Raw genomic sequence first — 21,242 nt, 5'->3', positions numbered from 1 at the left:
TGACCCCCGCCGCAACGGCGGGGGTAGCTGGCCTCAGGATTTGCTTTCCAGCAGCGTAGTGTAGAGATTGACGTAAGCGTCAATCATATGGTCGGCTGTAAACATCTCTTCAAAACGACGACGCGAGTTTTCGCCATAGCGGCTGGCGGTTTCATCGTTATGCCAGAGCTCATTCATCGCCTCCACCAGCGCCTGACTGTCATTCGGCGGGATCACGCAGCCATTTACTTTGTCCTGGTTAATGAACGAGGTCCCGGTGCCGATCTCGCAGGAGATCAGCGGCCTGGCAAAGCGCGCGCCTTCCAGTAACGTAATGCCAAACGCCTCTGAGCGTAGATGCGAGGGGAAGACCACGCCCCGGCAGAGCTGGAAGAGAATGTATTTATCTTCGTCGTTGAGCATGCCGGTAAACACCACATTGCTCAGTCCGCGCTGCTGCGCCTCACGCCGCACCTCCGCCTCCAGCGGCCCGCCCCCGACGATCACCACCGGCAGCCGGCTACGCTCGGCGGCATCCAGCAGAATGTGCAGCCCTTTGTAGTAGCGGAAAGCGCCGACGAAGAGGAAGAAGTTATCGCCGACGGTTTCCCGCCAGTGTGCCACCCGCTGCGGATCGTGCTGCACGTCATGCTGCTCCAGACCAAAAGGTATCACCACCGTTTTATCCTGATATTTTTTCAGGGTCTGGCTGGAGGCCACGTAGTTGGGCGACGAGGCAACAATGCAGTCTACGCTGGCGAGGAATCGCTCCTGCAGCGGCTGGTACAACTTCATCAACCGTTTTTGTTTCACAATGTCCGAGTGATATGTCACCACCGTTCTGGCGTCAGGCCGCGCCGAGAGATGCAGCATATCCATAAAGGGAAACGGAAAATGGTAGTTGATGATGTCGTAGTCATCTTTAATCTGCTTAAAACGCTTTAACGCTTTCAACGAAAACGGCGTGGAGGCAATTTCAAAAAGCTGCTTATTATAAATGACCCGATGGTCTTCGTAGGCGACAGGACCTGTCTCTTTGTCCGGGCTAAAAGTAAAAACATCGGCTGCGATCCCCCGGCGGGCGCAACCCTGACTGAGCTGATAAATGACCTGCTCAATACCGCCGTAGGTATCGGGATAGTAGGTCTTATAGACGTGTAGAACTCTCAACTGACACCCTTAGAGTAATTTATAGGCGTTAATGGTCTGGGTCGTACAGTTCTCCCACGAAAACTGTTTCGCCTGGGCAAGACCGCGCGCGGTGGCGATTTCCCGCCAGCTATCATCCTGCAGGCTCTGCAAAATATGCGCGCTAATCGCGTCTACATCATTAGGATCGGCAACGAGGCCGGCATCGCCAACCACCTCAGGCAAAGAAGTGACATTGGAACATACTACCGGCACACCGCAAGACATCGCTTCAAGAATAGGTAAACCGAATCCCTCATAGAAGGAGGGATAAACAAAGGTTCTGGCCGCCGCGTACAGATAAGGCAGGTCCTCATCCGGGACATAGCCCAGGTAACGGATCCACCCTTCACGCGTACCGCGCTCGACTAACTGCCACAGCACATCGTCTTCCCAGCCCCGATAGCCGCTGAGGATCAGCGGGTAGCGCGTGCGGGTCTCCATCGGCAGCAGCTGATAGGCCTGCAGCAGACCGCGGATATTTTTACGCGGCTCCATGGTGCCGATATATAACGCATACCCCTGCCACGCCAGCTGATATTTCTGCAGGACCGGCAGGCACTCCGCCGGGCTGCGCGGAATATAGTCGCTGCTGCAGGCCAGCTTGGTGGTGACGATCCGCTCCGCCGGATAGTTGAACAGGCGGATGATTTCACTGCGCGAGAAGTCAGAGACGGTCAGGATCAGCTTTGCCGAATCCAGGCTCTCATGCAGGGACTTCTCCATATAGCGAACCCGATCTTTTGGATGATATTCCGGGCAGGTAAAAATGGAGATGTCATGAAACGTGGTCACCGCGCGTTCCAGGCGATGCGGCAGGTAAAAATTGGGACCATGGTAGATATAATCTTTATAGTCGCGCAATGCCCACGCCTGGCGCCGCGGGTGCAGCAGGCGATACGCCTCAATCAGCAGCGGCTGGCGGCGCAGAAACGCCGACAAACGACCATGATTGCTGGCTTTGGTATCGCTTTTATTCTCCACCTGGGGGATCTGATCGATAAACGACGCGCCGTGAAACAGCTTCAGCTCTTCGATTTCGCGGGCGACCGCCAGCCGCTTAACCAGCTCCAGGGAATACCGACCGATGCCCGTTAACGGGTATTTAATTGGCTCAGTAGCAAAAATAATTTTCATAACGAACTCATCACAAGGGCCACCGGGGTGGCCCTGTTGATAGCGATTATTGCTTCGCGGCTGGCGCGATAATCGGCAGGTTTTTCAGGAGAAATTCCGCGCTCTGCTTCCAGGTTAACCAGTTGATATTCTCGGAACGAGGATGCGCGTTTTGCTCATACAGGGCTAACCAGTCTTCGACGGCCTTCGCGATGTCGGCCGGCGCTTCCCCGGAGAAATACCACGCATGTTCCTGAGCAATCTCTTTAAACACCGGAATGTCACGGATAATCACCGGCAGCTTTTTCTGCGCCGCTTCAATCAACGGCAGGCCAAAGCCTTCTCCGAGAGATGCGAAGATTAACGCACTAGACTGAGAATACAACTTCGTAAGGAACTCATCGCTAATGTTTTGTAGCCAAAATAGTTTTTTATTTAGCTGTGGATGGTGACGTAAACGTTCACATAAATCATCAACATGCCACCCCTGTTTACCAATGATAAACAGATTGTAGTTCTTGCCCTGTAACCACAATTCTTCAAATGCCGCTAGCGTCTGCGCATGTCCTTTGCGTGGTTCCATCGTGCCCACCATGATAAATGATGGAGCCGCGGCCATCGCTGCTAACAGCGCCTGGGCATTATCCGGCATGCCAGTGGACGGTACGCTGGCATCGAGGTCGGCTCCCAGATGGAAGTTGCTGACGGTCAGCAGCGGGTTCGGTTTCACCCAATGGCTGTTTTCCGCAATCCAGGCTTTTACATCCTCTGCAACGCTTGCTGATACACAAATCAAGCGGTCAGCGTGCTGCGCAATGCAAGATAACCAAATGGGGAACACGCGTTGCATTCCCTCATCGCTCCACTCCGGTCTTCTCAGAGGCAGAATGTCATGCACAACAAAACAAACCTTGGCACCGGATAGACGAATAAAATCCAGCTGGACAGTAAGCTCAGGAAACAGATGGGCAGTTAGATCGGTAGCAACCAGAATATCATCTTTGGTAAACAGTACAGGTACATCAGGCCCGAACGCCCCGTTAAAATGGGTATTCAGGTATTCGTTGGCATAGCGATAGCATTCACCCGGTCGATAATAAACCGCACTGACAGTATAACCAGCAACGCCAGATTTCAGTAATTCACTAAGTATACTGCGAGAAACCCGTTGAATTCCCGTTTTCGCATCATGCTCAACAAGAACAGAAATATCAACCAGCAGCTTGCGCTGATGTGTAGCAAAGCTATTACGAGCAATCGCCCAGGCTGTCTGTAAGCGTTCGGTTTCACTTAATTCTGCAATATTTTTAATTCTATTAATGGTGTGTGCGGTGAAGCTTGTGATATCCAGAGGTTCTGATGCGGAAGCCTTATCTACAAGCCTCTCAAATCCCTTTAACGCGAGCTGCGCGGTGTGATCCCATGTGAACTTTGCCGCCTGCGCCGGAGCATGAGCTTTTAATGCTGAGTAGAACTCACTGTCAGTCAAGGCCCTTTGCATAACACGGCAAATGTCGGGGACATCCAGAGGATTAAATAAAGCCTCTTCCATACCAATGACCTCGGGTAAGCTGGTCACATTTGAACCCAGCGTAGCTGCACCACAACGCATAGCTTCTAGTGGCGGCAGGCCAAACCCTTCATGTATAGAGGGGAAAACGAAAATTTTGCACAAATTGTAAAGTGCGATAAGGTCACTATCGTTTAAGAAGCCTGTAAAAATAAGCTGATTACGAGATAAACCATAGTTCTCTGCAACTCGGTACAGCCTTTCCTTTTCATCGGTGCTAATTTTATAGGCCAAAACTAAGGGATAACTCTGTTGCAGGGCATGCGGTAATAAACTATATGCATGAATCAGCGCTTCAATATTTTTACGTGGCTCTATCATTGCCAAAGAAAGAATAAACTCTTGAGGAAGATGATATTTATTACGTAAGTCTTTGATTTCATCGTGAGTATAATCTTTAATTTTAAATGAATCGCTTACTCCAGATGAAATATTAATAATTTTTTCTGCCGGAATCGATGTGTAATCGATAACTTCCTGCATGGATGATCTGGAAATAGCAAAAATAGCGTCCGCCCTTTCGTATTGAGCTAGTTTATCATAATAATACTGACGGAAGTTTGGTTCGCCCAGATAGCGTTCTTTATTCAGTAACGGAATTAGATCGTGACAAACACAAACTGTTTTCCATGGTACTGTAGTTTGAGGAATTGAGACGGTATAACTATCGTCAAAACCTTCGTAGAAATTAATAATAAAAACAACGTCGGGATTGATATTAGCAATAGCATGTTCACGAGCTAGTGTGGCGGCAACACTCCGGGGATGGTTTTCACAGTCGCGAAGAGCTGTAGGGCCAGCAGCTGAAAAAATAAACATTTCTTCCTGCGGTAATATATCACCCCAGCTTTTTTTAATTTCATTTATACTATCAATCGAATACATGCCATTCATTAAAATGCTTACTCGATGCTGGCCCGCATTTTTTATGATCGCACGACTCATTTCATAGGTGCTGCGACCAACTCCACGGAATTTACTTTCCGATTGATATCCTTGTACGTCAATCAAAATATGCAAGTGACTCACCTTATCTTTTGTTTTTAAGCTCGCTAAAAATTGAGTTAACTTCCGGAGGCAATAACTCTGGATGTAAGATCTGCTTTTCAGTCTGCGACTGGTATTGTGGGTCGTTTGGATAAGGGTTATGTGAACCAGGATTCATACGACGATGCATACGATAAGCAAAGTCATAAATTCCAATTGTACGCAGTAGATTGATCACCTTCTGCTTTAGTCGTGGATGTGCACGCAAAAAATAAAATACGTTGCTAAGCACTCGTTTGAGTAAATGCTTAAAACGCTGTTTGAAGCCGTACTGACGAAGCAGATAGTACTGTAAGCCAGCGTACCGATACCACTTGGTCATTTTCCATGAGCGACTATAATGAATTTTAGCAATCTCATGACGTAGATTCTCTATTTCTTGCTGAGCATCATTGAGCTGCGTATGAAGTCGCATAATCTCTTCTGAATCAACGGCTTTACTCTGCTCAATCTCGATACGCGGCTGTACATTAGTAGTAACGTCTTGTGGCGGATACTCACGCTTCTCAAACGTCTGAATGCTCTCACCCATAATATTAATCAGGGAGGTGAGTTCATTGATTTGCGACTCGAGACGGACTACCCGCGCATCCGTATTGCGTATTTGCGTTTGACTTTCCAACAATACGGGCTCCTGAGCCCGGACCCATAGATCAGAAGCGTCCATAATGGAACTCGCAGCCGGTAGAGCATCTTTGGTTGAAAAGAGTTGTTGGAGTAAAGCAAAACTCCACTCACCAACAGGATGTTTCCAGAATGCTGTCAACCAATTTGAATACGGTTCAGGCAACTGGAAAGGACTTAATGGTGCGGAACGCCAGAAGCCCCTCCAGGATTTATTTTCACAAAATATTTCATTTACAAAAATAATGAACGACTGGAAAATATTAACTGGCCAGCTGCAGTCTTGTTGTACATCGCCAATCGAACCAAAATCTATTAAACGAGCGCTGTCATTATCGTCAATTAAAACATTCCATGTTCTGAAATCATCATGATATAGACCATGTTCTTCCAAAATAACTAATTGGTCGAGGAGATCGGAAATAACTTTTTCCCGATCAATATGCCGTTCACTGGCCAGAACGTCGTTTAACAGCTCTCCGGGAATTTTTTCCATTACCAACCATCCCGCTTCTCCATTCCCCCCTGCAGTAAACAACGCCGGCACTTTTAAGCCAGATGGTGGAGATTTAAGAAAAGCTTCTTCATGGGCGAGTTCAGTACGATTACGCTCGCTCTCCTTATCAGTTAGTAAGCAACTTACTGTACTAAAACGATAGAACTTACATATGAACTCCGAAGAGAAATAATAGCGACGGCTCTGTTTATGCGCAAAGCCTGCTCCGGTGTAAGGACTGTCGCGCCATGAAGTAAAAGGCTGATTAAATTCCGGAAGAATAACCCTGTGGTTACTGATAATATACATCGGACGTGAAATATTAGACAGATGAGTGTCAAATCTTCCAATCAATCGATAGAAAGCACATTGGTCAATAAGTTCACGCGGATCTTCAGGCTGAGATTTCCCCCAATAGAGTGGTTCCTCCTTGACAGCGAGCTCGAGAATCATCGCCTGCGTCAGATTTGCCAAACGCTCTAACAGCGATCTGACTTCAGCAACCCCATGCAGATGAACAATGTGGTGAAAAACACTTAGTCCAATGGCGAGATCAAATTGGTTTTCTTCCAGAGTGCTGACAATGTCTTCTATCCGCCCGACTTGAAATTTGACATCACAATGTGGATTTTCTTCAGCAAGCGCCTGACAAACATCAATGTTCTGCTGCAAAAAGTCGATACCTAATACGCTGGCACCCTTGCTTGCCAAACTTAAACTGAAGAACCCCTGAGCACAGCCCAGGTCGAGAACCCGTAGTGGCCTTCCTAACTCTCTGGACAAGCTGTCATATTGTTCACTAATTAGCGCGAGCCGTTCATTACAGTCTCGTGCAGCATCGCCATCCCACTCAGGATGCCCAAAAATAGTCTGATAAATTTCAGGTAATTCGCTAACCAATTTATGTGTATTAGTAGTCATGGAATGATTTTTTCTCATCTTCATTTGTAACTATTGAAAGTCGACTTCAGGTCAATCACTCCCCAGAAATCCATGCTCTTAGTTACATGCAAAATGATGGAGTCATAGCGACGATCGAGCGGCGTCATTTCGGTTTGCGGGCTTCCCTCTGAAATACCAAACGACAGAAGATAGTCACCGCTATTTAAATCAACCGGAAAACTGAATTTAAATACTCTAACGTCCCCACGTGATACCGAAATGTTTTCCCGGCCTTCCGAGGCCAGGAAAGAGTTGGTACCATATAGAAATAAGCCATCCAGAGTTTTGATTAACAAACCCGGTACCACGCAATCAAAGTCATATTCAAATACGACTTTCATCAGGAAATCGGTCTGCTGATTGCCCGTCAGTGAAGGCGGAAAATCAACCCCGGCGCTTTGGATGTGATAATCAATGATTTTTGCCCCCCCCTGCCCCCAACGGTACTCTTCCGGACGGTAGCCTGGGCGCGTGTGGTACACATCTTCAATCTCATCGAGAGACATCTGACTTTCGCCGCTGGCTGACGAGGTTGCCGTTTCGCTTTTTGGCGCGCTGTTTTTGTCGGCTTTGCCAAACAGCTCATCCAGATAACGGTTGGTCACGTCACGGGCGGTGCCGTCCATACAGATATCACCATTTTTGAGGAAAATGGCGCGGTCACAGTGTTTGACGATATCCCCGGCGCTGTGGGAGACCAGCAGCAGCGTGGTGCCCTGCTTTTTGAAGTCCGCAATACGGGCATAGCACTTCGCCTGAAAGCGGGAGTCACCAACGGAAAGCGCTTCATCGACGATCAGAATATCCGGGCGTGAGGCCGTGGCCACGGCGAACGCCAGGCGCATTTGCATCCCGCTGGAGTAGATGCGCACGGGCTCTTCAATGTAGTCACCGATATCCGCAAAGGCTTCGATCTCCGGCATTAAGCGCTCAATCTCTTCCCGGCTCAGGCCCATCATCAGCCCGGACATATACACGTTCTGCCGACCGGTAAAGTCAGGATGGAAGCCCATGCCCAGCTCCAGCAGCGCAGCGACACGCCCCTGGATCTCAATGCTGCCTTTGGTCGGCTGAGTGGTGCCGGTCAGCAGCTTCAGTAACGTACTTTTACCTGCGCCGTTCACCCCAACAATGCCGACCGCTTCACCGGGTTCAATACTGAAATTGATATCTTTCAATACCCATTTCTTGCTGTGCCGCGGCTTATCGCCCGGCAGAAGTTTCTCAATGACCCGGTTCCATTTGGAGGGATAATATTTATACGCCTTGCCGACGTGCTGAACTTTGATACTCATGATTAAATCTCGTCCACAATATCAGCGGCATGTTTTTTAAATAAACGCCAGGCAAATAAAAACAGAATGACGGACAGCACCGTGACCGGAAGCAGCGCCAGCCAGTTAGGGCTCTGGTGATAGAGCATCACGTTCTGGTATGAACCGATAATGGTCGCCATCGGGTTATACGCCAGCAGACCAGAGACCCACTCCGGCAGCGTTTTGGACACGTAGACAATGGGCGTAAACCAGAACCAAAACTGCAGCAGGATATTCACGAACTGCCCGACGTCGCGGACAAAAACGTTCAGCACCCCGAGGATGATCCCGAGGCCGAGGGTGAACAGCATCTGAACGATCAGCACCGGAATGATTTCAAAGAAAATCATGCCCGGGAAATTGCCCGTGACGATCAGAAACAGTACAAACAGACCAAAAATGATCAGGAAGTTAATGAACGCCGAGGCGGTGACAATGATCGGTAAACAGATCCGCGGAAAGCTAAGCTTTTTAAGAATGTTGGCGTTGGTCAGAAAAACGTTGACCAGACTATTGAGCGTTTCCGTAAACAGCCCCCAGGTTAACACCCCGGAACAGAGGTAGATACTGTAGGCAAAAGGGCCGTCCATGCCCGCCAGGCGGGCACGCATTAACTCAGAAAAGATTAATGTATATACGGAAATCATGGCGATCGGCTGTAAGATCAGCCATGCCGCGCCTAAGAAGCTAGTCTGGTAACGGGACTGAAAGTCCCGTTTAACGCTGTCAATAATAAAGCCACGGTAGCGATAGATCGCTGAAAACATAGGACTCAAAGCGATTCCTCTTTTAACAGGTTGAGCAGCTCGGCGGTTTTCTCATTCATTAACGCAGTATCCGCTCTGGACTCAACGTTCAGACGCACCACCGGCTCCGTGTTGGACGTGCGCAGGTTAAAGCGCCACTCAGGGTATTCAATACTGATACCGTCCGTTGTGTCGATGTGTGCGGCCGCCGGTTCATACTGCGCCCGGATGCGCGCTATCGCCTCCGCCGCATTCCCCAGCTTGCGGTTGATCTCCCCCGACGCCGGGAACGCCGCCTGGCGGTCCGCCACCAGCGATTTCAGCGAGCTGTTCTTCAGGCACAGCAGCTCCGCCACCAGCAGCCACGGGATCATCCCGCTGTCGCAGTAGGCGAAGTCGCGGAAGTAATGGTGCGCACTCATCTCCCCGCCGTAGATAGCGTCTTCCTGGCGCATCCGCTCCTTGATGAACGCATGCCCCGTCTTCGACATCACCGGCTGGCCGCCGCTGCGGGTCACGATGTCCACCGTGTTCCATGTCAGACGCGGGTCGTGGATGATTTTCGCCCCCGGCTGTTTCTGCAGGAACGCTTCCGCCAGCAGGCCGACAATGTAGTACCCCTCGATAAACGACGCCTCGTCATCGAACAGGAAGCAGCGGTCGAAGTCGCCGTCAAAGGCGATCCCCATGTCCGCCTGATGCGCACGCACCGCGTCGGCGGTGTCCTGGCGGCACTCCGGCAGCAGCGGGTTCGGGATACCGTTCGGGAAATGGCCGTCCGGCTGGTGATGCACCTTGATAAAGGTCACCGGCGCCCCGGCCGCCGCGAAGCGTTTCTCCACTTCATCAATCACGTGCCCCGCCGCCCCGTTGCCGGAGTTCACCACCAGCTTCAGCGGACGGGTGAAGTTCGCCAGGTCCACGTAGCCCATCAGGTGGTCGACGTACTCCTTCAGCACCGAAATCTGGCGCAGGGTCCCGCGACGCGCCGGGTCCACCGGCGGGAACTGGTTCTCCTCCGCCAGGCGCTGGATATCCCGCAGCCCGGTGTCGCCGCTGATGGGCTTCGCGTTCTCGCGCACCAGCTTCATGCCGTTGTAGTTCATCGGGTTATGGCTCGCCGTCACCTCGATACCGCCGTCCACCCCGAGGTGGAAAGTGGCGAAGTAAATCTCTTCCGTGCCGCTCAGGCCGATATCCAGCACGTCGGTGCCGGCGTCCATCAGCCCGCGGGCCAGCGCCAGCTTCAGCGACTCGCTGGTGAGGCGCACATCGCCCCCCACCACTATCTTCCCGGGTTTCAGAAATTCGCCATAGGCGCGGCCGATACGGTAGGCGATGTCCTCGTTCAGCTCCTCGCCCAGTTCACCACGGATGTCATAAGCCTTAAAGCATGTTAACTGTGTCATTCTGCGTTTTGTCCCGAAAAAATTAGCAACGACCATACTGGTCTTTAATACGAATAATGTCGTCCTCGCCGAGGTACGACCCCGACTGGATCTCCAGCACTTCCAGCGGAATACGGCCCGGGTTTTCCAGGCTGTGCTCGGCGCCAATCGGAATAAAGGTGGACTGGTTCTCGGTCAGCAGGAACTGCTTGCCGTTCACCGTCACCTGGCCGGTGCCGGCGAGAATGACCCAGTGCTCGGCGCGGTGGTGGTGCATCTGCATCGAGAAGGCGCCGCCCGGTTTCACGGTGATGCGGTTGACGTTGAAGCGCGGGGTCTGGACCACCACGTCGCAGCGGCCCCAGGGACGGTAAATCTCGCGGTGACGCTTGTACTCGCTGCGCTGGTTCTGCTTGAGGAACTCGACCGCCTTCTTCACGTCCTGGGAACGCTCGCGGTTCATCACCAGCACGGCGTCCTTGGTGCTGACAATCACCAGATTCTCCACGCCGATGGCCGCCACCAGCTTCTCGTCGCTGTTGATGTAGCAGTTTTCGCTGTTGTGCACCCACGCGTCGCCGCTGAGGACGTTACCCTGCTCATCTTTCGGGCTGACCTCCCACAGGGCGGACCAGGAGCCGACGTCGCTCCAGTCGGCATCGAGACCGACCACCACCGCGTCGGCGGTTTTCTCCATCACCGCGTAGTCCACGGACTCGTCCGGGCACTCGCAGAAAATGTCATGCGGAATGCTGATGAAGTCGCTGCCGTTGTCGGCGGCATTGACCGCGGCCTGGCAGGCTTCGAGGATATCCGGGCGGAATTTGGCCAGCTCGGAAAGGTATTTTTTGGCGCGGAACATAAACATGCCGCTGTTCCAGTAGTACTCCCCGGAGGCGAGGTAGGCCTCGGCGCGCTCGCGGTCCGGCTTCTCCACGAAACGGGCCACCTGGTACGGGGTGTGGGCGCTGTCGGTGAGGGCCACGCCGCGCTGGATGTAGCCGTAGCCGGTTTCCGGGGCGTTCGGCACGATACCGAAGGTGACCAGATGGCCTTCTTCAGCATACTGCTCGGCGACGCGGATGGCGTCGTGGAAGACCGGCTGGTTATTGATGATATGGTCGGCGGCGAGGACCAGCATCAGCGGGTCATCGCCGTGACGGGTTGCCTGAAGGGCCGCCAGGGCGATGGCCGGGGCGGTGTTGCGCCCGACCGGCTCAAGAATAATGTTGTTCGACAGCTTGTTGAGCTGGCGCAGCTGTTCGGCCACCAGGAAGCGGTGCTCTTCGTTACAGATGACCATCGGTTCATGGATTTCAAGGCCCGAGAGTCGGGTGATGGTTTCCTGCAGCATGGAGTTCTGCCCGAACAGGCGGAGGAACTGTTTCGGGTAAAGCTCGCGAGACATCGGCCAGAGACGACTGCCGGTACCACCAGCCATAATTACAGGAAGTAACATAATGAAATCCTTAAATAAATAATTGCTTTATTTTACTATCAATCAATCGACCGTCGGGTGGAACGGCCTTTTTCAGGCACGCTACCGCCATTGGCTGTCGCAACCAAAATGCGTACTGCTCCCGTGCTCCAGGCTAAACGCCACCCGCTTTCGCTTCAGGCTGTCGGCAGATCGTTCACTCAGCGGCCTGAAAAGCCAGTCTGACAGAACGGGGAGCCTGAAAACCTAAAAGCAGAGATATGCCTTGAGACATATCTCTGCTTTTAATATGCATCTGTTCCTCACCTGGCCGCCAAACGCACCAAACTTTCCTCATTTGCCGCCGAATTAACCATCAGGACTTTCTCATTTACGCAGGGTATAACGTCTGCGCTTTTCGCCATCGATGAAAGAGAAACGGGCGACCTGCCGATGTGAGCCAGCAGCAAAAGGGAGCGTTCACGATGCGGGGAAAGAGAAGAAGAGACATCGTCTTCGCCGCCTGGGAGACAGCGCGCGCTCAGGCTTGATGGCCCTTTGCACACGGCGGCGGCGCTATGTTCCGACAGGTGGGATAAACGACTCATGCTCTACAATGCACATTCCACAAAGAAAATCGTCCGCTGATTATAGCGCTGGACGCCGGGAATAAAAATAAAAAAGCCTACTGATTAATGGATTACTCAAATAATACACATCTTAAACATTCATTAAACAAACAAAACAACAATAAACCAATGATATAAAAGACAAAACGGAGGAAAGCATGGCGCGATTTTTGCCCATTTACTAAATGTTCAGCTGACGAAAATATAACTTTAAGCAAAATTATGCCGTCCCGGAGGGTATTGGCTGCCTTTAGGGTATCGCCACGAATCGCTAAACCACCGACCGGTCACAAGGTTATTATTCGGAGGCTAACAGTCAAATGAGAAATGTTGTTATTTATCAGCCTTTGCCACCGCAGTTTTGCCAGAAAAAACGTCCTTCACCTCTCGCCTGGCGGGTAAGACGCGGCAAAGCAAGTGATCCCAACCGCAAGCCAGTGTAAAATCGGCACTTATGTAGAACGGGATATCCACACCCCGGAGGAAAAATATGAAGTTTTTGGTCACTGGTGCCGCAGGTTTTATCGGCTTCCATATCGCGCAGCGCCTGCTGAATGAAGGGCATGATGTTGTCGGAATCGACAACATGAACGACTATTATGACGTCAGCCTGAAGCAGGCCCGTCTGGATCGCCTGGCATCTCCGGCATTCCATTTCCAACAGCTGGATCTGGCCGACCGTGAAGGTATGGCAAAGCTGTTCGCCACAGAGCAATTTGATCGCGTGATCCACCTGGCCGCCCAGGCCGGTGTGCGCTACTCGCTGGAAAACCCGTATGCCTACGCAGACGCTAACCTGATGGGGTATCTGAACATTCTGGAAGGCTGCCGTCATACCAAGGTGAAACACCTGGTGTACGCCTCCTCCAGCTCGGTTTACGGCCTTAACCGTAAAATGCCGTTCTCCACCGAAGATTCCGTCGACCATCCGGTCTCCCTGTATGCCGCCACCAAGAAAGCCAATGAGCTGATGGCGCATACCTATTCCCATCTGTACGGCATCCCGACCACCGGGCTGCGCTTCTTTACGGTTTATGGTCCGTGGGGTCGCCCGGATATGGCGCTGTTCAAGTTCACGAAAGCGATGCTGGAAGGAAAAAGTATCGACGTTTACAACTACGGCAAAATGAAGCGCGACTTCACCTATATCGACGACATCGTCGAGGCGGTGGTTCGGGTGCAGGATGTGATCCCGCAGGCCAATGCCGACTGGACCGTTGAGAGCGGTTCCCCGGCCACCAGTTCCGCGCCGTATCGGGTATATAACATTGGCAACAGCTCACCAGTGGAACTGATGGACTACATCACCGCGCTGGAAGAAGCGCTGGGAATGGAAGCGCAGAAGAATATGATGCCGATCCAGCCGGGCGATGTGCTGGACACCAGCGCAGACACCCAAGCGCTGTATGACCTGGTGGGTTTTAAGCCGCAAACGTCAGTGAAGGAAGGCGTGAAGAACTTCGTGGAGTGGTACAAGGATTACTATCAGATCTAATCCCCCTGCCCTGCCGCAATCATCTGATTGCGGCAACCCCTTCTATGTAACCTCCGTTGTCCTGACTATGTGTCGACGGAATGCACATTCATTATTTTTTATATAATATTTTGTGCTATAGACGGTATTTTTGCCTTTTTACTCGCCCGCCTGAAACCAGTTTCATCCAGCCTTTTTCAGAAAAGCAACTATCCGCGCGCCAGGCACTGAAACTTTTCTGGTATCCAGACCAATTTGGTTAGCGGAAACAGCATTATATGCTGATTGATAAAAAATATTACTCCCTGTAGGAATTTTCCTAAATCCAGGATATGTTAGAGCAAGCCATGCAACAGCACAAAACTGGTGTATTGCTTATCAAACTAATAATTCAATCAACATACGCCCTGTGGTAGATATTATGGAAAACCTATTTTTCTTAGTGGTCGCTGCCATACTACTCGCTGTTTCCGTTTATTTCTTAATTTCTTATTTAAAAGACAGAAAGAAAACGAAACTGACGTTTAATAAACGCAAGTGGTAAGGCCTGCTCCATATTGCAATTAGATTAAGATAATATTAAGAGATAAAAAAAATGATATGACAGAATGACTATTCATTCTGCGTTTTGGCATGGCCTTAAGGCAAGAAAAAATAACGCTACTCGCGCCCTGTCCCGCGTTTTTTCATAGGACATAAATAACAAAAGCCTGCGTTGCAGGCTTTGTTTTACCTCCCGGCGCTTATCTCCGGCATCTACATCACAGTGACGGTAGCTCTTCACAAGGTAAGTTTAACTTATCGGACCTGTTTTCAACCCGCAACGGCTTTTGAGCAGGATCGTAATGTCCATCACAATTTATTGAGGTTAATCTGAATGTGCGAGAAATACGCGTAGTGAGGGATATAACGGGGGAGAGAAAGAAGAACACTGGCGGCAGGGAACCGCCAGTGTCAGACAGGCAGAATTAATCGTTACCAAACAGATCGCGGGTGTAAACCTTGTCCGCCACATCCGCCAGCTCTTCCGCCATACGGTTAGAGATGATCACATCCGCCTCTTGTTTGAAGGCATTCAGGTCGCGCACGACGCGGGAATTGAAGAACTCATCTTCCTGCATCACCGGTTCATAGATAATAACCGGAATACCTTTCGCCTTGATGCGCTTCATAATGCCCTGAATAGAAGAGGCGCGGAAGTTGTCCGAACCACTCTTCATGATCAGGCGATACACACCCACCACTTTCGGCTTACGAGCGAGAATAGAATCCGCGATAAAGTCTTTACGGGTACGGTTGGCATCGACGATAGCCGCGATGATATTGTTCGGGACCGATTCGTAGTTCGCCAGCAGCTGCTTGGTATCTTTCGGCAGGCAGTAGCCGCCGTAGCCAAAGGACGGGTTGTTATAATGGTTGCCGATACGCGGATCCAGGCATACCCCTTCGATAATCTGCTTGCTGTTCAGCCCCTGGCTTTCAGCATAGCTGTCGAGCTCGTTGAAATAGGCAACGCGCAGCGCCAGATAGGTGTTAGCGAACAGTTTGATCGCTTCCGCTTCGGTAGAGTCGGTAAACAGGGTTGGGATATCCTGCTTGATCGCGCCTTCTTTCAGCAGATCAGCAAAACGTTCGGCACGCGCAGAGCGCTCACCGATGACAATGCGCGATGGGTGCAGGTTGTCGTACAGCGCACGGCCTTCACGCAGGAACTCAGGAGAGAAAATAACATTATCAATCCCTAAACGTTCTTTGATATCGCGGGTAAAACCAACGGGGATCGTTGATTTAATGATCATTACCGCGTCAGGGTTAATTTCAGTGACATCACGAATAACGGCTTCAACGGTCGAGGTATTGAAGTAGTTGGTTTTCGGATCGTAATCTGTCGGCGTAGCGATAATGACATAATCGGCATTACGATAAGCATCATGCTTGTCAGTTGTCGCGCGAAAATTCAACGGCTTTTCCGCCAGATATTCCTGGATCTCCTTATCGACAATCGGAGAAATCTTTTGGTTAATCATATCGACTTTGGATTGAATGATATCCAGCGCCACCACTTCGTGGTTTTGCGCAATCAGGATGCCATTCGATAAACCAACATAACCGGTACCGGAAATAGTAATTTTCATTTGATCACACTTTAATCAGTTAACTGGAAGGCGGCGGATGGCCGCAAATTAAGCAAAACTGTTAATGTTTCTACTCTCAGGAACAATGTAAGTCAAGCAAGAGACGAAATGGAATACAACAAAACCTTAATTGGTTTCTGAAATACTGTATAAGCCCACAGAGCACCTATACAGTAAACGAAGCCATACTAAATAATTATTTATATACTTCTGCAGTCTCTAAAGTATGAGCCTGCAAATCCTTATCAGATAAAGAGAGCGTACAGTCTGCAATCTCCGGCCACTGGATATTAATCTGCGGATCGTTCCAGATGATGCTGCGCTCAGACTGCGGCGCATAGTAGTTCGTCGCCTTGTAGACAAACTGCACCGTCTCGCTCAGCGCCATAAATCCGTGGGCGAACCCTTCCGGGATCCACAACTGACGTTTATTCTCTGCGCTCAGCACCGCCCCCACCCATTTGCCAAAGGTCGGCGACGAACGACGGATATCCACCGCCACATCAAACACTTCGCCTTCAATGCAGCGAACCAGTTTCCCCTGAGCATGCGGGTCAAGCTGGTAGTGCAATCCGCGCAGCACACCCTTCTGCGACTGAGAGTGGTTATCCTGGACAAACGCCACTTTCCGCCCTACCGCTTCATCAAAGACTTTGCTGCTGAAGCTCTCAAAGAAGAAGCCCCGCGCATCACCAAACACGCGAGGTTCAAAAATCAGCACCTCTGGAATATCTGTTTTAATAATGTTCATCTTTCGCTACCCGTTTACTTGCCCAGAACTTCTGTTACCACCCGTGCCACACCCTGACGCCAGTCCGGTAATGTCACGCCAAATACCCGCTGGAATTTCTCATTCGACAGCCGCGAGTTCAGCGGACGTTTCGCCGGCGTTGGATAAGCCGTGGTCGGGATACCGCTCACCGCGTTAATCGCCAGCGCTGCCCCCTGCGACCGCGCCACCTCAAACACAAATTCCGCGTACTCCGCCCAGCTGGTTTCCCCGCTGGCCACCAGATGATAGGTTCCGGCTACCGCGCGATTGCGCTGCTCTTCACGAATGGCGATTGCCGTGCAGTCCGCCAGCAGCTCGGCACCGGTTGGCGCTCCGTGCTGGTCATTAATAATCGACAGCGACTCTTTCTCACCGGCCAGACGCAGCATCGTTTTAGCGAAGTTGGCCCCACGGGTGGCATACACCCAGCTGGTACGAAAAATCAGGTGCCGCGGGTTGCCCTGCGCCAGCGCTAATTCCCCGGCACGCTTGGTTTCGCCGTAGACGTTCAGCGGACCGGTCGCTTCATCTTCCAGGCGATAGTGGCTTCCCTGACCGTCAAACACATAGTCCGTGGAGTAGTGCACCATCAGCGCACCGAGCTTCGCTGACTCTGCGGCCAGCACCGCCACGCCCTTGTCGTTCAGCAGGTCGGAGAGTTCACGCTCACTTTCTGCTTTATCTACCGCGGTGTGGGCCGCCGCATTAACAATAACGTCAGGTTTTACCTGACGAACAGTTTGTGCAATGCCTTCCAGATCCGTTAAATCACCGCATAATTCTTTATCAAAATAATCAACGGCGACCACCTCACCGAGCGTGGACAGCGAGCGCTGTAATTCCCAGCCCACCTGACCATTCTTGCCAATCAGTAAAATCTTCATGCTTTATATCCTGTCGTTGACGGCGAAGCTATTAACGCTCGTTCAGCAGGCGCTTCAGATAAGCACCGTACTCGGTTTTCTTCAGGCGTTCGGCCTGTGCCGCCACCCCTTCCGCACTCAGCCACTGCTTGCGGTACGCAATTTCTTCCAGACAGGCGACTTTCATCCCCTGACGCTTCTCGATGGTATGGATAAACTGGGAAGCTTCCATCAGGCTGTCGTGAGTTCCCGTATCCAGCCAGGCAAAACCACGCCCCAGCAATTCCACCTGCAGGTCACCGCGCTCCAGATACATCTGGTTCAGGGTGGTGATTTCCAGCTCCCCACGCTCAGACGGCTTCACCTCTTTCGCCATGTCCACAACATTGTTGTCGTAGAAATAGAGCCCGGTCACCGCCCAGTCGGATTTCGGCTTCAGCGGCTTCTCTTCAATCGACAGCGCCTTAAAGTTCTCATCAAACTCCACCACACCAAAACGTTCCGGATCGAGCACCTGGTAGCCGAATACCGTCGCACCTGATGTTTTGCTGGCCGCTGCATCCAGTTTGCGGCCAAAGCTCTGGCCAAAGTAGATGTTATCGCCCAGGACTAATGCACAGGCATCGTTGCCGATAAACTTCTCGCCAATAATAAAGGCCTGCGCCAGACCGTCCGGCGAGGGTTGGATCGCGTAGCTGAAGTTCACCCCAAACTGAGAGCCATCCCCCAGCAGACGCTGAAAGGATGGCATATCGTCCGGGGTGGAGATGATCAGGATATCGCGAATGCCCGCCAGCATGAGGACAGAAACCGGGTAAAAAATCATCGGTTTGTCATAGATCGGCAGCAGCTGCTTGGAGACGCCCTGGGTTATCGGATATAAACGCGTGCCGGAGCCGCCGGCCAGTACAATACCTTTCATAATGTTTTCCTTTATCAGTCCGATATCAGTTATTCAGGCCAAGACGCTCGCCAGCATAGGAGCCATCCAGCACGCGCTGCCACCAGGTCTGGTTGTTCAGGTACCAGTGGACCGTTTTTTCTATTCCGCTTTCAAATGTCTCTTCCGGCACCCAGCCCAGGTCGCGCTGAATTTTCGCCGCATCAATGGCATAACGCAGGTCATGGCCCGGACGGTCTTTCACAAAGGTAATCAGGTCGGCAAACTGGCTGATATTGCCCGGCTTCTGTTTAACCACTTTATCGAGAATGGCGCAGATGGTGCGCACGACATCAATATTTTTGCGCTCGTTGTGGCCACCGATATTGTAGGTCTCACCGCTCTGACCTTCGGTCGCCACTTTATAGAGCGCGCGGGCGTGATCTTCGACATACAGCCAGTCGCGGATCTGTTCGCCGTTGCCGTAGACCGGCAGCGGTTTCCCGGCGAGGGCATTGAGGATAGTCAGCGGAATGAGTTTTTCCGGGAAGTGATACGGGCCGTAGTTGTTGGAGCAGTTGGTCACCACCACCGGCAGGCCATAGGTACGGTTCCAGGCGCGAACCAGATGGTCGCTGCCCGCTTTAGAGGCGGAGTACGGGCTGCTTGGCGCGTACGGCGTCTCTTCGGTGAACAGGTCATCGGTACCGTGCAGGTCGCCGTAGACTTCATCGGTGGAGATATGGTGGAAGCGGAAAGCTTGCTTGTGCGCCGTATCGAGAGCAGACCAGTAGTGACGTGCCGCCTCCAGCAGAGTAAAGGTGCCGATCAGGTTGGTCTGAATAAAGGCAGCCGGGCCATCAATGGAGCGGTCCACATGACTTTCTGCGGCGAGGTGCATGACGATATCCGGGCGAAAATCGCTGAACTGGGCTGCCACAGCAGCAGCATCGGTGATATCGGTCTGAGAAAACGAGTAGCGTTCATTGCCGGCCACCGGTGCCAGGGATTCAAGGTTGCCAGCGTAGGTCAGGCAATCTATTACGCGTACATCGTCGGAGGTATTTTCAATGATATGACGAACAACTGCAGAACCAATAAAACCTGCACCGCCGGTGACAAGGATCTTCATATTTTATCTCTTTCTGATAGTAAAGTCATTTAATTACTTAACACTTACAATATTTGATAAAATCTTAGATTGTAAATATTAAAAATAAAATCAATTCTCAAAATCGGAATAGTACTAATGAAATTTCTTTTAAGGTAAGTTGACTACCATTTAATTTAAACCAAATACGTCAGTAACTCCAACGTCATCATTTTCATTAATTCGGTATTTGATTTAGATTCAACATTCAAACGCACGACCGGCTCGGTATTCGAACTGCGCAGATTAAAGCGCCACTCCGGGTATTCAATACTGATACCGTCGGTGGTGTCCACACTGGTCGCATCAGGTTCATAACGTTCACGGATGCGGGCAATCGCCGCTGCCGCATTCTCCAGCTTGCGGTTAATCTCCCCTGAAGCCGGGAACGCCGCCTGGCGGTCTGCCACCAGCGATTTTAGCGAGCTGTTCTTCAGGCACAGCAGCTCCGCTACCAGCAGCCACGGGATCATTCCACTGTCGCAGTAGGCAAAATCACGGAAATAATGGTGCGCACTCATTTCACCGCCGTAGATGGCATCTTCCTGGCGCATCCGTTCCTTGATGAATGCATGCCCGGTCTTCGACATCACCGGCTGACCGCCGCTGCGGGTTACGATGTCCACCGTGTTCCACGTCAAACGCGGGTCGTGAATGATTTTCGCCCCCGGCTGCTTCTGCAGGAACGCTTCCGCCAGCAGGCCAACAATATAATAGCCTTCGATAAATTCAGCATCGTTATCGAACATAAAGCAGCGGTCGAAGTCACCGTCAAAGGCAATCCCCATATCCGCACCGTGCTTGCGCACCGCGTCAGCGGTGTCCTGACGGCACTCCGGCAGCAGCGGGTTTGGAATACCGTTAGGGAAGTTGCCATCCGCCTGGTGATGCACCTTAATAAAGGTCACCGGCACACCGGCGGCAACAAAACGTTTTTCCAATTCATCGATCACATGACCGGCTGCACCATTGCCAGAGTTCACCACCAGCTTCAGCGGGCGTGTGAAGTTCGCCAGGTCTACGTACCCCATCAGGTGGTCGACGTACTCCTTCAGCAGCGAAATCTGGCGCAGGCTGCCGCTTCGCGCCGGGTCTACCGCCGGGAACTGGTTCGCTTCCGCCAGACGCTGGATGTCGCGCAGGCCGGTGTCACCACTGATGGGTTTCGCGTTCTCGCGCACCAGCTTCATGCCGTTGTAGTTCATCGGGTTGTGGCTGGCCGTCACTTCAATTCCCCCATCCACACCCAGGTGGAAGGTGGCAAAGTAAATCTCTTCGGTGCCGCTCAGGCCGATATCCAGCACATCCGTGCCCGCGTCCATCAGGCCATTGGCCAGCGCCAGCTTCAGGGACTCGCTGGTCAGGCGGACATCGCCACCCACCACTATCGTTTTTGGCTTTAGGAACTCACCATAGGCGCGTCCGATGCGGTAGGCGATATCTTCGTTTAATTCTTCGCCCAGTTCACCGCGAATATCGTAGGCTTTAAAACAGGTTAACTGTGTCATTC

At 51.6% G+C, this 21,242-nt stretch carries 16 protein-coding genes; 2 read left to right on the top strand and 14 right to left on the bottom strand.

Translation table 11 applies throughout. The features are described 5' to 3' along the window. Positions 1-33: 33 nt before the first annotated feature. Genes wbdC through OHJ17_RS08575 form a run of 8 tightly spaced genes read right to left on the bottom strand, consistent with a single transcriptional unit; the run spans position 34 to position 11,871 of the window. Complete coding sequence (gene wbdC / locus OHJ17_RS08610) at positions 34-1,149, bottom strand: N-acetyl-alpha-D-glucosaminyl-diphospho-ditrans,octacis-undecaprenol 3-alpha-mannosyltransferase WbdC (protein ID WP_004184789.1); 1,116 nt, start codon at positions 1,147-1,149, stop codon at positions 34-36. A 9-nt stretch (positions 1,150-1,158) separates the two neighbouring features. Continuing rightward, positions 1,159-2,304 (bottom strand): glycosyltransferase family 4 protein, encoded by a 1,146-nt coding sequence (locus OHJ17_RS08605; protein ID WP_023317050.1) that lies wholly within the window; start codon positions 2,302-2,304, stop codon positions 1,159-1,161. 46 nt (positions 2,305-2,350) lie between these two features. Continuing rightward, the gene (locus OHJ17_RS08600; protein ID WP_021313311.1) at positions 2,351-4,873 is read right to left on the bottom strand and encodes a glycosyltransferase family 4 protein; all 2,523 of its coding nucleotides are present in this window, start codon (positions 4,871-4,873) and stop codon (positions 2,351-2,353) included. 10 nt (positions 4,874-4,883) lie between these two features. After that, a complete protein-coding gene (locus tag OHJ17_RS08595) occupies positions 4,884-6,941 on the bottom strand; it encodes a methyltransferase domain-containing protein (protein ID WP_032441066.1) in 2,058 nt (685 codons plus the stop codon). 20 nt (positions 6,942-6,961) lie between these two features. Further along, a complete protein-coding gene (gene wzt / locus OHJ17_RS08590) occupies positions 6,962-8,257 on the bottom strand; it encodes an O9 family O-antigen export ABC transporter ATP-binding subunit (protein WP_023317052.1) in 1,296 nt (431 codons plus the stop codon). 2 nt (positions 8,258-8,259) lie between these two features. Continuing rightward, a complete protein-coding gene (wzm, locus tag OHJ17_RS08585; RefSeq protein WP_020956642.1) occupies positions 8,260-9,045 on the bottom strand; it encodes an O9 family O-antigen export ABC transporter permease subunit in 786 nt (261 codons plus the stop codon). A gap of 5 nt (positions 9,046-9,050) precedes the next feature. Continuing rightward, complete coding sequence (gene rfbK, locus OHJ17_RS08580) at positions 9,051-10,433, bottom strand: O9 family phosphomannomutase RfbK (protein ID WP_012967600.1); 1,383 nt, start codon at positions 10,431-10,433, stop codon at positions 9,051-9,053. 22 nt (positions 10,434-10,455) lie between these two features. Then, a complete protein-coding gene (locus OHJ17_RS08575; protein WP_023317053.1) occupies positions 10,456-11,871 on the bottom strand; it encodes a mannose-1-phosphate guanylyltransferase/mannose-6-phosphate isomerase in 1,416 nt (471 codons plus the stop codon). Positions 11,872-12,948: 1,077 nt separating this feature from the next. Between OHJ17_RS08575 and OHJ17_RS08570 the strand changes: the two genes are divergently transcribed. Beyond that, the gene (locus OHJ17_RS08570; RefSeq protein ID WP_020956640.1) at positions 12,949-13,953 is read left to right on the top strand and encodes an NAD-dependent epimerase; all 1,005 of its coding nucleotides are present in this window, start codon (positions 12,949-12,951) and stop codon (positions 13,951-13,953) included. Positions 13,954-14,353: 400 nt separating this feature from the next. Next, positions 14,354-14,476, top strand: a complete 123-nt coding sequence (locus tag OHJ17_RS08565; protein ID WP_004144151.1) for a small membrane protein — start codon at positions 14,354-14,356, stop codon at positions 14,474-14,476. 424 nt (positions 14,477-14,900) lie between these two features. On the opposite strand, the gene ugd is transcribed toward OHJ17_RS08565, so the two are convergent. The 6 genes from ugd to rfbK (OHJ17_RS08535) form a co-directional block, all read right to left on the bottom strand. Next, positions 14,901-16,067, bottom strand: a complete 1,167-nt coding sequence (gene ugd / locus OHJ17_RS08560) for a UDP-glucose 6-dehydrogenase (protein WP_023317054.1) — start codon at positions 16,065-16,067, stop codon at positions 14,901-14,903. Positions 16,068-16,263: 196 nt separating this feature from the next. Beyond that, a complete protein-coding gene (gene rfbC, locus OHJ17_RS08555; protein ID WP_023317055.1) occupies positions 16,264-16,818 on the bottom strand; it encodes a dTDP-4-dehydrorhamnose 3,5-epimerase in 555 nt (184 codons plus the stop codon). 14 nt (positions 16,819-16,832) lie between these two features. Beyond that, entirely contained in the window at positions 16,833-17,723 is an 891-nt protein-coding gene (gene rfbD, locus OHJ17_RS08550; RefSeq protein WP_023317056.1) for a dTDP-4-dehydrorhamnose reductase, read from the bottom strand. A 31-nt stretch (positions 17,724-17,754) separates the two neighbouring features. Further along, positions 17,755-18,624 carry a glucose-1-phosphate thymidylyltransferase RfbA gene (gene rfbA, locus OHJ17_RS08545; RefSeq protein WP_023317057.1) on the bottom strand — a complete coding sequence of 290 codons (870 nt, stop codon included), beginning with the start codon at positions 18,622-18,624 and terminating at the stop codon, positions 17,755-17,757. A gap of 25 nt (positions 18,625-18,649) precedes the next feature. Further along, positions 18,650-19,714: a dTDP-glucose 4,6-dehydratase gene (rfbB, locus tag OHJ17_RS08540; RefSeq protein WP_023317058.1), complete on the bottom strand. Its 1,065-nt coding sequence runs from the start codon at positions 19,712-19,714 to the stop codon at positions 18,650-18,652. Positions 19,715-19,869: 155 nt separating this feature from the next. Continuing rightward, positions 19,870-21,240, bottom strand: a complete 1,371-nt coding sequence (gene rfbK / locus OHJ17_RS08535) for an O9 family phosphomannomutase RfbK (RefSeq protein WP_023317059.1) — start codon at positions 21,238-21,240, stop codon at positions 19,870-19,872. Between the last annotated feature and the right edge of the window lie 2 nt (positions 21,241-21,242).

The organism is Klebsiella sp. KP20-425-1 (assembly GCF_025813515.1).
Classification (GTDB): domain Bacteria; phylum Pseudomonadota; class Gammaproteobacteria; order Enterobacterales; family Enterobacteriaceae; genus Klebsiella; species Klebsiella pneumoniae.
This window is presented reverse-complemented; position numbering and strand designations above follow the sequence as displayed.

Coding starts and splice junctions, on each gene's coding strand:
- OHJ17_RS08605 (WP_023317050.1), bottom strand. CDS start 2,304: ATGAAAATTATTTTTGCTACTGAGCCAATTAAATACCCGTTAACGGGC.
- OHJ17_RS08595 (WP_032441066.1), bottom strand. CDS start 6,941: ATGACTACTAATACACATAAATTGGTTAGCGAATTACCTGAAATTTAT.
- wzt (WP_023317052.1), bottom strand. CDS start 8,257: ATGAGTATCAAAGTTCAGCACGTCGGCAAGGCGTATAAATATTATCCC.
- wzm (WP_020956642.1), bottom strand. CDS start 9,045: ATGTTTTCAGCGATCTATCGCTACCGTGGCTTTATTATTGACAGCGTT.
- rfbK (WP_012967600.1), bottom strand. CDS start 10,433: ATGACACAGTTAACATGCTTTAAGGCTTATGACATCCGTGGTGAACTG.
- OHJ17_RS08575 (WP_023317053.1), bottom strand. CDS start 11,871: ATGTTACTTCCTGTAATTATGGCTGGTGGTACCGGCAGTCGTCTCTGG.
- OHJ17_RS08570 (WP_020956640.1), top strand. CDS start 12,949: ATGAAGTTTTTGGTCACTGGTGCCGCAGGTTTTATCGGCTTCCATATC.
- OHJ17_RS08565 (WP_004144151.1), top strand. CDS start 14,354: ATGGAAAACCTATTTTTCTTAGTGGTCGCTGCCATACTACTCGCTGTT.
- ugd (WP_023317054.1), bottom strand. CDS start 16,067: ATGAAAATTACTATTTCCGGTACCGGTTATGTTGGTTTATCGAATGGC.
- rfbC (WP_023317055.1), bottom strand. CDS start 16,818: ATGAACATTATTAAAACAGATATTCCAGAGGTGCTGATTTTTGAACCT.
- rfbD (WP_023317056.1), bottom strand. CDS start 17,723: ATGAAGATTTTACTGATTGGCAAGAATGGTCAGGTGGGCTGGGAATTA.
- rfbA (WP_023317057.1), bottom strand. CDS start 18,624: ATGAAAGGTATTGTACTGGCCGGCGGCTCCGGCACGCGTTTATATCCG.
- rfbB (WP_023317058.1), bottom strand. CDS start 19,714: ATGAAGATCCTTGTCACCGGCGGTGCAGGTTTTATTGGTTCTGCAGTT.
- rfbK (WP_023317059.1), bottom strand. CDS start 21,240: ATGACACAGTTAACCTGTTTTAAAGCCTACGATATTCGCGGTGAACTG.